At 46.1% G+C, this 13,279-nt stretch carries 7 protein-coding genes and 1 pseudogene; 6 read left to right on the top strand and 2 right to left on the bottom strand.

The window, feature by feature from the left end; translation table 11 throughout:
* The first annotated feature begins 70 nt into the window (after nucleotides 1-70).
* Nucleotides 71-502: an enoyl-CoA hydratase-related protein gene (locus DIU38_RS34555; RefSeq protein WP_317132413.1), complete on the top strand. Its 432-nt coding sequence runs from the start codon at nucleotides 71-73 to the stop codon at nucleotides 500-502.
* A 191-nt stretch (nucleotides 503-693) separates the two neighbouring features.
* Here the strand turns inward: DIU38_RS34555 and DIU38_RS34550 are convergent.
* Nucleotides 694-2,350, bottom strand: a pseudogene (locus DIU38_RS34550) (glutamine--tRNA ligase/YqeY domain fusion protein).
* 497 nt (nucleotides 2,351-2,847) lie between these two features.
* On the opposite strand from DIU38_RS34550, the gene acs reads away from it, so the two are divergent.
* Nucleotides 2,848-4,755: an acetate--CoA ligase gene (gene acs / locus DIU38_RS28250; RefSeq protein ID WP_149354194.1), complete on the top strand. Its 1,908-nt coding sequence runs from the start codon at nucleotides 2,848-2,850 to the stop codon at nucleotides 4,753-4,755.
* A 6-nt stretch (nucleotides 4,756-4,761) separates the two neighbouring features.
* Here the strand turns inward: acs and DIU38_RS28245 are convergent, their stop codons facing one another.
* A complete protein-coding gene (locus DIU38_RS28245; protein ID WP_112658912.1) occupies nucleotides 4,762-6,078 on the bottom strand; it encodes an amino acid permease in 1,317 nt (438 codons plus the stop codon).
* A gap of 402 nt (nucleotides 6,079-6,480) precedes the next feature.
* On the opposite strand from DIU38_RS28245, the gene DIU38_RS28240 reads away from it, so the two are divergent.
* The 4 genes from DIU38_RS28240 to DIU38_RS28225 all read left to right on the top strand — a co-directional run bounded on the left by DIU38_RS28240 (nucleotide 6,481) and on the right by DIU38_RS28225 (nucleotide 13,206).
* Nucleotides 6,481-8,235, top strand: a complete 1,755-nt coding sequence (locus tag DIU38_RS28240; protein WP_112653474.1) for a c-type cytochrome — start codon at nucleotides 6,481-6,483, stop codon at nucleotides 8,233-8,235.
* A gap of 60 nt (nucleotides 8,236-8,295) precedes the next feature.
* Entirely contained in the window at nucleotides 8,296-9,897 is a 1,602-nt protein-coding gene (locus DIU38_RS28235; RefSeq protein WP_149354193.1) for a tetratricopeptide repeat protein, read from the top strand.
* Nucleotides 9,898-10,084: 187 nt separating this feature from the next.
* Nucleotides 10,085-11,683 (top strand): S8 family peptidase, encoded by a 1,599-nt coding sequence (locus tag DIU38_RS28230; protein WP_112653472.1) that lies wholly within the window; start codon nucleotides 10,085-10,087, stop codon nucleotides 11,681-11,683.
* Between the two features lie 14 nt (nucleotides 11,684-11,697).
* Nucleotides 11,698-13,206, top strand: a complete 1,509-nt coding sequence (locus tag DIU38_RS28225; RefSeq protein ID WP_112653471.1) for a carboxylesterase/lipase family protein — start codon at nucleotides 11,698-11,700, stop codon at nucleotides 13,204-13,206.
* Nucleotides 13,207-13,279: the final 73 nt, after the last annotated feature.

The raw sequence follows: 13,279 nt of genomic DNA, 5'->3' as shown, positions 1-13,279 counted from the left end.
TAGCCAATGGAAGCAAACCGGTAATAGCGGCAGTAAATGGCTTTGCTTTGGCGGTGGGCTCGAACTGGCCATGGCCTGCCACATCCGCATAGCATCTGACAATGCTAAAATGGGCCTGCCTGAAGTAACTTTAGGGCTGATCCCCGGTTATGGGGGTACACAGCGCCTTACCCAACTGGTTGGCAAAGGCAAAGCGATGGAAATGATCCTGACCGCCGATATGATCACCGCGGGCGATGCCCTGCAATATGGCCTGGTTACCCACGTAGTTAACCCCGAAGAACTATTAACTAAAGCCGAAGAAATCCTGAATAAAATATTATCCCGTGCCCCTTTAGCCCTTGCGGCAGCTATCCGCAGTATCAATGCCGCTTATACCGATGGTATTAATGGCTATGAAACTGAAATAACCGAGTTTGGCAAATGCTTCGGCACAAATGATTTTAAAGAAGGCGTAGCAGCCTTTATGGAAAAACGGAAGGCTGAGTTTAAAGGGGAATAACTTTGTTGTAAAAGCTAAAAGCTGAATGCAGAAAGTAAACTGTAAAAGACAAAAAGCGTAGGCTTGTGCGATTCCCTCCCCTGGGAGGGTGTAGGGAGGGGTTTCGTCGCCAAGTGTTGATTTTGCAAGGTGCCTAACCCCTCCCTGCCACCACGCAACGCCAACGCACCCCTCCCTCGGGAGGGGTGCGATTACTTTTTACCCCAGCCGTCTTTCAATGTAACGGTGCGGTTAAACACCAGTTTATCCTGAGTCGAGTTTTTATCTAAAGTAAAATAACCTTTTCGCATAAACTGAACCGGCTTGCCTAACTCGGTATTAACTAAATCTGGTTCAATGTATACGGTTGATAATACATGCAGGCTGTTAGGGTTGATATAATCTTTAAAGTCGCCATCCTCATTTGAAGGATCTTCAACCTGGAATAAACGGTCGTATAACCTCACCTCGGCAGTTTTGGCGTGTTCAACACTCACCCAGTGGATAGTGCCTTTTACATTAATGCCGCTGGTATCATGGCCTGATTTTGATTCGGGCAGGTAGCTGCAATGAATTTCGGTGATGTTACCATCAGCATCTTTAACAATGCTTTCGCCTTTAATGATATAAGCGTTTTTTAAGCGAACCATCAGCCCGATACCCAGGCGGAAGAATTTTTTAGGCGCAACCTCCATAAAATCCTCACGCTCTATCCACAACTCACGGCCGAAAGGGATATCCCTGCCGCCGTCACCGCCTTCAACTTCGGGGTTGTTTTCGCCGTGCATTATTTCGGTTTCGCCTTCGGGATAATTATCCAGGATCAGCTTAACCGGATCAAGCACAGCCATACGGCGCCACGCGGTTTTGTTCAGGTCCTCGCGGATACAGAACTCCAGCAAACCAACATCTATCATGTTTTCGCGTTTGGCAACGCCAATACGCTCGCAAAATTCACGTATTGAAGCAGGGGTATAACCACGGCGGCGTAAACCGCTGATGGTAGGCATACGCGGATCGTCCCAGCCATCAACGTAGTTTTCGTTAACCAGTTGCAGCAATTTGCGCTTGCTCATTACCGTATAGTTCAGGTTTAATCGGGCAAACTCGTATTGTTTTGACGGGAAAATATTCAGTTTTTCAATAAACCAATCGTACAATGGACGGTGAGGTACAAACTCCAACGTACAGATAGAGTGCGTGATCTCTTCTATAGCATCCGATTGCCCGTGAGCAAATCATACATGGGGTAAATACACCATTTATCGCCTGTACGATGGTGATGAGCGTGTTTAATACGGTACATCAACGGGTCGCGCAGGTGCATGTTGGGCGATGCCAGGTCAACCTTGGCACGCAGTACTTTCGCGCCGTCGGGTATTTGCCATCTTTCATATCGGCAAACAGCTGCAGGTTTTCCTCTACTGAGCGACTGCGGTATTGGTTTGGCGTGCCTGGTTCGGTAGGTGTACCTTTCTGAGCGGCTATTTCTTCGGCTGTGCTGTCATCAACATAGGCCAGGTTATTTTTGATCAGTTCAACGGCAAAGGCATACAGCTGATCGAAATAATCAGAAGCATAAAGCTCATTGGCCCAATCAAAGCCAAGCCATTTTACATCTTCCTTAATACTGTCAACATATTCAACATCCTCCTTAACGGGGTTGGTATCGTCAAAACGCAGGTTGGTAAGGCCATTGTATTTTTTTGCCAAACCAAAGTTAAGGCAAATTGACTTGGCATGACCAATATGCAGGTAACCATTAGGTTCGGGCGGGAAACGGGTAAGTACACGGTTGTCGTTTTTACCGGCAGCCAAATCTTCTTCAACAATTTCCTCTATAAAGTTCAGTGATCTTTCTTCGCTCATAAATTAGTATAGCAATATGGGCAAAAGTAACAAAATTTTAGGCGGCTGTGCGCATTATCATAGCATATTCGGTTGTGTATTATTAGCCAATCAAAACAGGAAGCCATGCCGGATTTATCGGTGCCCCACATGCCGTGTATCCAATGCAAGGAGATGGCCCTCCCAATCGGGTTTATAATATTGGGCGTTGCCTGCGGCCCGGGCTATCCGTTGCAAGTCCTCGCTTGGCCCCTACGCTCCCTCTCGTTCGCTGCGGGCTTTCCACTCCAATCCCTAACGCCGCCTGCGCACCCGGCCGGGAACAACAACAAACGGAGCCAACAATTAGTCCAATAATTACTTTTTAAAATATTTTAAAAAGATAGAATTTTAATATATACATCACACATAAATTATTAAATTACGCCCACCATTTAAACCAGCATGAAACTGGCGCGGGGCAACAAAAAACAAACAATTTAAACCCGGAACAGCTTCATCAACCAAACAACCAACCGATGAAAATTACATCATTTGAAGAGTACAAAAAAGTTTACCAGCAAAGTGTTGAGCAGCCCGAGCAGTTTTGGGCCGGCATTGCCGATAATTTTTTATGGCAAAAAAAGTGGGACACCGTACTGGACTGGAACTTTAAGGAGCCGAAGATCAAATGGTTCCAGGGTGCAAAACTCAATATTACCGAAAACTGTCTCGACCGTCACCTCGAAACTCTTGGCGATAAACCGGCCATCGTCTGGGAGCCTAACGACCCGGAAGAAGACCACCGGATATTAACATACCGCCAGTTACATGATAAGGTTTGCCAGTTTGCCAACGTGCTTAAAAACAACGGTGCAAAAAAAGGTGACCGTGTTTGTATCTATATGCCCATGATCCCCGAGCTGGCTATTGCTGTTTTGGCTTGCGCGCGCATCGGTGCCATCCATTCGGTAGTGTTTGGTGGTTTTTCTGCACAGTCCATTGCCGATAGGATCAATGATGCCGAGTGCAGCATCGTGATCACCTGCGATGGCGGCAAGCGCGGCAACAAGGAAATACCGCTTAAAACTGTGATTGATGATGCTTTGGTACAATGCCGTTCGGTTAAAAAAGTGATTGTGCTTACCCGCAGCCGCACGCCGGTATCCATGATCAAAGGCCGCGATGTTTGGTGGGAAGATGAGATCAAAAAGGTGGAAACACAAGGTAACCCAAGCTGCCCTGCGGAAGTGATGGATGCTGAAGATATGCTCTTCATCCTGTACACATCTGGCTCAACGGGTAAACCCAAAGGGGTGGTACATACCTGCGGCGGCTATATGGTTTATACAGGTTATACTTTTGCCAACGTATTCCAGTACAACCAGGGCGAGGTATATTTCTGTACTGCCGATATCGGCTGGATCACCGGTCACTCTTATATCGTATATGGCCCGCTTTCGCAGGGGGCTACCACGCTGATGTTCGAAGGGATCCCAACTTATCCTGATTGTGGCCGTTTCTGGGAGATTGTGGATAAATTCAAAGTAAACATATTATATACCGCGCCAACGGCCATCCGCTCGTTAATGAGCTTTGGTTTGGATAACGTAAATAACAAAGACCTGAGCTCGCTTAAAAAATTAGGCTCGGTAGGCGAACCTATCAATGAGGAAGCATGGCATTGGTTTGATGACAATATCGGCAAAAACCGCTGCCCGATTGTTGACACCTGGTGGCAAACCGAAAATGGCGGTATCATGATTTCTCCTATCGCCGGCATTACCCCTACCAAACCGGGTTATGCTACCTTGCCGTTACCCGGCGTACAACCCGTTTTGGTTGACGAAAACGGTAAAGTGATTGAAGGCAACGGTGTAAGCGGCAACCTGTGTATCAAATTTCCATGGCCGGGCATGCTGCGCACTACGTATGGTGATCATGAGCGCTGCCGCACCACTTACTTCGCCACTTACGAAAACATGTATTTCACCGGAGATGGCTGTCTGCGCGATGAGGATGGCTATTACCGCATTACCGGTCGCGTGGATGACGTATTGAACGTATCAGGTCACCGTATAGGCACTGCCGAAGTGGAGAATGCCATCAACATGCATAGCAGCGTAGTTGAATCGGCAGTGGTTGGTTATCCGCACGATATTAAAGGCCAGGGTGTTTATGCCTATGTGGTGAGCCCTGATAAGCATGGCGATGAGGACATTACCCGCAAGGATATCATCATGACGGTATCACGTATCATTGGCCCGATAGCCAAACCTGATAAGATCCAGTTTGTAACCGGCTTGCCAAAAACCCGTTCGGGCAAGATCATGCGCCGCATTTTGCGCAAGATAGCCGAGGGGGATACCTCAAACCTGGGCGATACCAGTACTTTGCTTGATCCGGCAGTAGTTGACGAGATCAAGGCAGGGCCTTATAATATTTAAGAAAAACTAATTCGCATTTTTGGTAAATGCGGCCCAAACATAAAACGGGATCCCGGCCATCAGCAGTAAAAAGCCGTAATATACAGCCTCCTGCCCGGCTCCCGCAATAGCCCAAAGCGCATAGGCAAAAGCCAGCATAGCCAGTGCTATAGCTCCGGCCCAGCCCCCTGCCTTTGGGCTTTTTCGTACCCGGATAACCAGGTAAGCCGCTGCCGATAACAAATAGGGGATCAAAACGCTCAACAGCGAAAGCAGCAGCAGGAATTTAAATTGTGTTACCAGGCCTTTGGTGTAATTCATGGTCATAAACAGCGATACCATAATACTGCTGATGATAATACCCATATAAGGTACACCCTTTTTATTAGTGCGGCTGAATATCGGCGGGAAAAGTTGATCTTTTGAAATGGCATAAGGCACTTGTCCTTGTAGCAATGTCCACCCGTTCAGTGAACCGAAAGCGGCGATGGCAATACCGGCGCTAACCCAGTAGCGGGCGCTGCTGCCGTAGATGACCACCGCGGTATCGGCATAAGGGGTAAGTGATTTTTGCAGCTGCGCCGCCGGGATAATGCCGATCACACTTACACTCCCCAGTATATAGATAAAGGTGGTAATAAGCAGTCCCAGCATAGTTGCCCTGGCCACTGTTTTTTCGGGATTGGCCACGCTGCCAGATGGTACGGTGGCGCTTTCAATACCAATAAACGCAAACATAGTCATGGTAGCGGTTGCCTGCAGGGCGCTGACTATGCCTGTCCCGCTGGCGTTAAAAGGTTTAAAGTTTACCGCCTTAATGAAAAACAAACCGCCGATAGCTACCAGCAGCAGTGGTAACACCTTTAAAATGGTGGTAACCAATTGCAGCTTGCCGCCGGTAACAACGCCCAACGTATTGATATAAGCTAATAACCAGATAGAACATAAACCGGTAATCACAGCAATAACACTGCTGCTTCCCAATATTGGAAAAAAGGTACTTAAGGCGCTCACAAACGAGATAGTTATAGCCGCGTTGGCACAGGCCACAGCAAGGTAATATCCCCAGGCCACTAAAAATCCAATGAAATCGCCCAGCCCGTCGCGGGTGTAGGCATACGGTCCGCCGGTAGCATGGGGCAGCAGCTTGCTCAGGTTGCTGAAAACCCGGGCTAAAAAGAACGAGCCTATTGCCGAAAACACCCAGCCCAGCAAACCAATACTCCCGAACGAAGCCATAGCCGCGGGCATCAGGAAAATACCTGCACCAATCATATTACCAATCACCAGCGAGGTGCTGGTCCACAGGCCTAATTTGTTTTTTTCGGGATGTGTTTCGGGCATGGATCTTTTGTTTTGTTGAAAAGATAGGACTTTTTGGGATAATATGATATCCTTAGAAGCTGTTTAAGAATGAAGAATATTAATTGCCGTTGGTTTTAACCAACGGATTAAGAGCCGAAAACTCCTGGCTTTAGCCTAATTATGCAAGCGGATTTGGGCTGAAGCCCTCTTGTTGTGAATGCTTTATTCCGTTGGTTAAAACCAACGGCAATGTAGTTTTATTTACCTGTAAACGATATTCGTCAAATTTAAACAGTTTCTTACATCCGGCCTATGTTATAATATTTAGCCTCTCTGCCAATAAAAATAAATCTTCCTAAACATTTACCTTCAAAATCGCTTTTATAGCAGGGCATTGCCGTTTAATACCAATCCTGCATTTAGATAACCTGTTCGTCTCAAATGAAAAGCAAAAAAACTATGACCGGCGTGATGCTGGTGCTGTGTGCGCTGTTGATTATCAGTTTTAAAAATATAGGCCATAACACTGTACCACCTACTAAGGATACTACCACCAATGGCGGCTTACTCCTGCCCGGCAAGTTTAAAGCGGTTGTGGTGGTGGATAGTTTGGAAGGTCGTGCACGTCACATCGCGGTGAATACCAATGGCGATGTTTATGTAAAACTCCGCTTCCCCGATTCTATCGGCGGCAACGTTGCCCTGCGTGATACTAACGGCGACGGCCGGGCAGACATCATTAAAAAGTTTGCCAATTACGAAGACAAAGGCCCCTATGGCACAGGCATGAGGGTACATAAGGGCTACCTGTACTTTAGCTCGGAAGCAAATGTTTATCGAACCAAATTAAATCCGCAAACATTGGTACCCGATGCCCCGCTCGAATTGATTTTGCATGATGCTACCGCCCCGCATGAACATGATGCTAAACCCCTGGCCTTTGATAATGCCGAACATATGTACGTGGCGTTCGGAGCACCCTCAAACGCCTGCCAGGAGCAAAACAGGGTGCCCGGTTCAAAAGGGATCAAGGGCTGCCCGCTGCTGAAACAATACGGGGGTATCTGGCAGTTTGATGAGGCCAAACCTAACCAGGTACAGGCTGATGGGATCCGCTATGCTACCGGCATGCGCAGCGTTGTTGCTATGGACTGGAATACTGCCGATAATTGCCTGTATGTGGTGGCCCACGGTCGCGACGACCTGCGCCTGCAGTTCCCTAAAATATTCAGCGCCTGGCAAAGCGCGGTGCTGCCCGCCGAAGAATTTATAAAAGTAAAAAAGGGCACTGATGTAGGCTGGCCCTACTACTATTATGATCCCATTAAAAAGAAAAAACTTCTGAACCCCGAATATGGCGGCGATGGCATAAAAGCCGGCAACGGTGCTAAATACACCCAGCCTATCATGGCTTTCCCGGCGCACTGGGCCCCCAACGACCTGTTTTTTTACACCGGCGATCAGTTCCCGGCAAGGTATAAAAACGGGGCTTTTATTGCCTTTCATGGTTCAACCAACAGGTCGCCTTACCCGCAGGCCGGCTTTTTTGTATGCTTTGTACCCTTTAAAAACGGCAAACCTTTTGGGCAATGGGAAATTTTTGCCGATGGTTTTACCGGCAAAAACACGGTGGTAAGCGTGAGTGACGCGGCTTACCGGCCAATGGGGCTGGCCATGGGGCCCGATGGTTCCTTATACATCAGCGAAACAGAGGAAGGAAAGATCTGGAAAATTTCCTACACGGGTAACAAAGCGGGGTTTGGCAAGGCCGAACTTGCCAAAATGGAGCTCCGTAAAAAACTACCGGGTTTCAGGTTGCCCGATGTCTTAAAGAGCGATCTGCAAACCGGCATGCTCAAAGGTGGCGCTAAAATTTACAATACCTATTGCGCCAACTGTCACCAAAAAAATGGCCGCGGCGATGGTAATATGATCCCGCCGCTTAGCGGATCGGAATGGGTAACCGGCGGTAAGTTTATGGAAAAAGACCTCGCTATAAGGGTACTGCTTAATGGCCTCGATGGCCCTATCAAGGTGAAAAACAGGCCTTACAACAGCGCCATGCCCAAGCACAATTTTTTAAGTGATGCTGATATCGCGGCGGTACTTACCTATATCCGCAATAATTTCGGCAATAACAGCAGCCTGGTTACCGCGGCTGAAGTAAAAAAGGTAAGGGCCGAACCGGGTAAATAGGATTAAGCCGGGAACCCATTTCCATTTTTTAATATTAAGCGGATATGCTATTTTTATGGCATGACCTTATCCTGCAAATCAATTGTTTTTTGGCTCTTTATTTTAGGCCCTTTAACCACCTGTGCTTTAGTACCGGCGGATACTTCCAGAAAAAAAATTTCTGTACCAATAACCGCACCTGGTTACCAGATCAGCGACTATGCATCCTATTTAAAAGAGGCTATCACCTGTTTCAGGCAAGACAGCATTGATAAAGGAATGATGCTGCTATCCAAAAGCATTAAAAACATCACTTTACAAAAAGATGTAACACGGATCATGCCCTATCAGGGCTATGAAGTTTTCAGCCTTGTTAATGATATTGCCGACAATAGCCATCTTTCGCCTGCGGAAAAACAACTGGGGAAAGATTTTTTTAAACTGGTATTCACATCACAGCCCGGCGATAAAAATGCCGATAAAATTTTAGACGGCTTTTTAAAAAATGCCCCTAATACCGTTTTTGCTAAACGATTAAAATTACTTACCGCGTCATTTAAAGGAAAATCGGCTGTGGGCACTGAATTGAACCGGTTGCTAAAAGACAGTCCGGAATTGATTTCGGCCAACACAATGAAAGCAGAAATGCTGTTTGATGAACATAAATACCGGGAATGTATAACGTATTGTGATCAAATATTGGCGGTATGGCCACAGTATGCCCATGCATACCAGATGCGGGCTAAGTGCTATTATAATCTTGATGAGCTTGACAAGGCGATAACTGATTACAACCAGGCCATTAAATTTTTTCCGGGCTATTTTGTACTTTATTATGACCGGGCCGACTGCCTGATCGACCTTGAAAAATATAAGGAAGCAGCAACTGATCTGCGATTGACGTTACAGTTAAAGCCCAATTATAGTTGGACTTACTACAACCTCACCAGGTGCTACAGAAATATGGATATGCCTGATAGCGCCCTTTATTTTATCAATCAGCATATCAACCAAAATGCCGACGATGGTGATGGTTATAACCTGAAAGGCGATATCTATTGCGACAGAAACGAATATGAAACAGCAATCAGTCTTTACACGCAGGCCATCAACCTGGAACCCGACCGACGGACTTTTTATGTTGATCGCGGCGACGCTTATTATTACGCAGATAAATTGGATGATGCCATAAAAGATCTCCAAAAAGCTATCAGCATTGATAAATCATATCCTTTTCCATACGACAGGATAGGTGATTGCTACTATCAGAAAAAGCAATATGAAACAGCCATAACTTATCATCAGAAAGCAGTAAAGGCCGACCCGACCTATAAATACGCCTATGTAGGGCTCAATTTAAGTTATACGCAATCGGGTAACTACCTGGAAGCTATTGATGCCGCCAAAAAAGCAATAGGTATTGACAGCACTTATGCCAATGCCCTGGGTAACCTGGGGTGGTCATGTTATTGCGCTGGTAAGTTTGATGACTGTATAAAATATTCTTACAAGGCGCTGAAATACCAGGATGACGCCACTTACGCCATGTTTAATATAGCGCTTGCCACACTTGCAAAAGGCGAAACAGGCAAAGCGAAACAATTATATATAGATTTTATAAAAACCTGTAAAGAAAAGAACTATGAGATAAGGGATGGTGCTACCGACGATTTACGGAACTGATCAGGAAAAAGGTTTATGTAGAAGAATCAAAATTTATAATTGAACATATTTTTGAGCAAAAAGTAGAGTGATCGGAAAAATATTTTTTCCTGAAAACGTGTTAAAATCACCAAACCCGCACATTTTTTAAACAATTAAAAACCTACTTTAGAGTTTTTGTACTTATAAACTATTACTGAAAGTATTAATGATAAACAATTTTCCGCTTAAAAAGCTTGTGCTGGTAGCCGGGCTTTGCTTACCTGTATTCACTTATGCGCAGGAAGCTCCAAAAACTAAACCTAACTGGCAAAACCTTGATCTTAAAACCGATTCTGTATTTGGGATCAGTACCGAAAAAGCATACAACGAACTGTTAAAAGGCAAAAAACACGTTACCGTGCTGGTAGCCGTAATTGATGGGGGTATTGATGTTGAGCACGAAGACCTTAAAAAGGTGATCTGGAACAATCCGAAAGAAACCGCCGCGAATAAAAAGGACGATGATAAAAACGGTTACGCCGATGATGTGCATGGCTGGGATTTTATAGGATCGGCCAAGGGAGATGTACATTATGATAACCTGGAGCTAACTCGCCTTGTACGGATCAACAACACCCGCTTTGCCAATGTTGACAGTACCAAGCTTACCGGGAAAGACCTTGCCGATTTTAAAGCATACAGCGCTATGAAAGCCGATATGGATAAGCAGGTTGCCAAAGCTCAACAAACCTATACGGTGATCAATAAATTCAATACCCTGCTTGATGGGGTACTGGCGAAGCTGGGCAACCAAAACCCAAGCCTTGATGATATCACCAAATTTGAGCCTAAAGATAATGGCGAGGCCTATGTTAAACGTGTACTGGTAAGCGCCCTGCCTTCGTTTAAAAATGTAGCCGAGTTCAGAGAGAAAGAGGTAAACGGCGGCTTAACCCACTTTAAAGAGCAGTTGGATTACCACCTCAACCTTAATTTCAATTCGAGGGATACCGTGGGCGATAATTATAACAATGCTAATGAGCGTTTTTATGGCAATAATGACGTAACCGGCCCGGATGCTGATCATGGCACCCACGTTGCCGGGATCATTGGCGCGATACGGGATAACAATCTTGGTGTTATGGGTGTGGCCAATGATGTAGCTATCATGTCGGTACGTACAGTACCTACCGGCGATGAACGCGATAAGGATGTAGCAAACGCCATTCGTTATGCTGCGGCTAACGGCGCTAAGGTGATCAACATGAGCTTCGGCAAAAGTTACTCGTACAATAAAAAAGCAGTTGATGATGCGGTAAAATTTGCGTTAAACAAGGATGTGTTGCTGGTACATGCTGCGGGTAATGACAACAATAACACCGAAGTTGAACTGAACGTCCCTAACCGTATTTATGAAGATAAAAGCGGCGTAGCCGGTGCCTGGATAGAAGTTGGCGCGTCGGGCCCTAAAGACGATGAAACGCTGAAAGCATCTTTCTCCAATTATGGCAAAACCAGTGTTGATGTGTTTGCACCGGGTGTGGCCATCAATTCAACCACACCAAAATCAGCCTATGCCGAGCATGATGGTACCAGTATGGCGGCACCGGTTGTAACCGGCCTGGCGGCACTCATCCGTTCATATTATCCAAAATTAACGGCTGTACAGGTTAAGGAGATCATCATGAAATCGGTAGTGAAAATATCACATAATGTAGAGATTAAAGATGGGGAGACAAAAAAAGAAGTTCCGTTTACCGATCTTTGTGTAACCGGCGGCGTGGTTAATGCTTATAACGCGCTTCAGCTGGCTGCCACTTATTAAGATCAAACCATTTTATGAAAAATATCCTCCGCCTGATTCCGGTTTACACGTTTTTACTGGGCATATTTTTAGGTTTTACCACCTCTGCCCAAACAGTTGTAACCAAGGTATCAGGTGGTTGGATAAAAGGTATCGAAGAAGGGCCAACCCTGGTGTTTAAAGGCATCCCGTATGCTAAACCACCGGTTGGCCCTCTGCGTTTTATGCCTCCCCAGCCTATGACTTCATGGAAAGATACGCTTTCATGCGAAAAATTTGGAAGCCCGGCATCGCAGGGTGGCGGCACAGGCGGACTAAAAGGCAGCGAAGATTGTCTCACATTGAACGTTTATACACCAACAACAGCAAGGGATGCTAAGCTTCCGGTGCTGGTATGGGTACATGGCGGCTCGCTTACAGGCGGCTCGGGTATGGGGATGAACGGCCACGCTTTTGCCGACGATGACAGCGTTGTTACCGTTACCATTAATTATCGCCTTGGTGTTTTCGGCTTTATGTATTTGGGCGATGTAAACAAAGCTTATCAATCATCCGGAAATAATGGCCTGCTCGATCTGATCATGGCGCTGAAATGGATCAGGCAAAATATTGCGGCTATGGGCGGCGATGCTTCGAAGGTTACCGTCATGGGCGAATCGGCGGGGGCTAAACTCACCAGTGCCCTGTTGGCAACGCCGCAATCCAAAGGCTATTTCAACCAGCAGATTTTAGAAAGCGGCGCCGTGCAATGCATCCGGGATTCTGTTACCGCTAAAGGCATCAGGCAGCGGTTAATGACCGAGCTGGGTGTTAGCAAACCTGCCGACCTTGTCAAAATCTCCGCCGAAAAACTTATTGCAGCACAGGCAAAGATCAGCAATGGGGCACAGGGCACCAACTATTTTGGCCCGGTGATAGATGGCGCGGTGATTTCGCAGGATCCATATCAATATATCCTCAAAAACAGAAATGATAAAGTACGCTTCCTGATCGGTACCAATAAGTTTGAAAGTAAAATGTTTATGAATTTTGATAAACGCCTCAACCACCCCGACAGCACGGTGCTATATGGTTGGTTTGGTGATAATTACCGTTATATTTTATCAAACTTTGAAAGCGAGGCTAAAAATGGCAATGCAGATAGCGCTGCCATAAAAGTACTTACCCAATACATGTACCAGATGCACAGCTACCGGCTGGCTAACACATTAGCGCAGGCAGGCAGCCACGTTTGGATGTACCGTTTTGATTACAAGCGCGATGGTACCGGTGCAACCCATGCCGATGAATTAGGCTATGTTTGGTTTTTACCCAAACAAAACAATTTTAACGATACAGAACTAAAACTGGCTAACCAAATACACCAAACCTGGATAAACTTTATAAAAGGCAAAGCCCCGGGCCAGGTTAATGATAAGCAATGGCCTCATTTTGTAGCCGGCGAAAATAATATCATGGTTTTTGATACCGTTTCGGGACCAACGCAGCTTAACGATATTTACAACGACAGGGCCCATCCTTCTTCCTGCTTTGTACTGAAATAATTGTCTTGACTGTTCATAGTTTATTAAGTCCAGGTAATTGAAAAACGTGCAGGTTACGCTAAACCTACACGTT

This window comes from Mucilaginibacter metallidurans, from assembly GCF_003286435.2.
GTDB lineage: Bacteria > Bacteroidota > Bacteroidia > Sphingobacteriales > Sphingobacteriaceae > Mucilaginibacter > Mucilaginibacter gossypii.
This window is presented reverse-complemented; position numbering and strand designations above follow the sequence as displayed.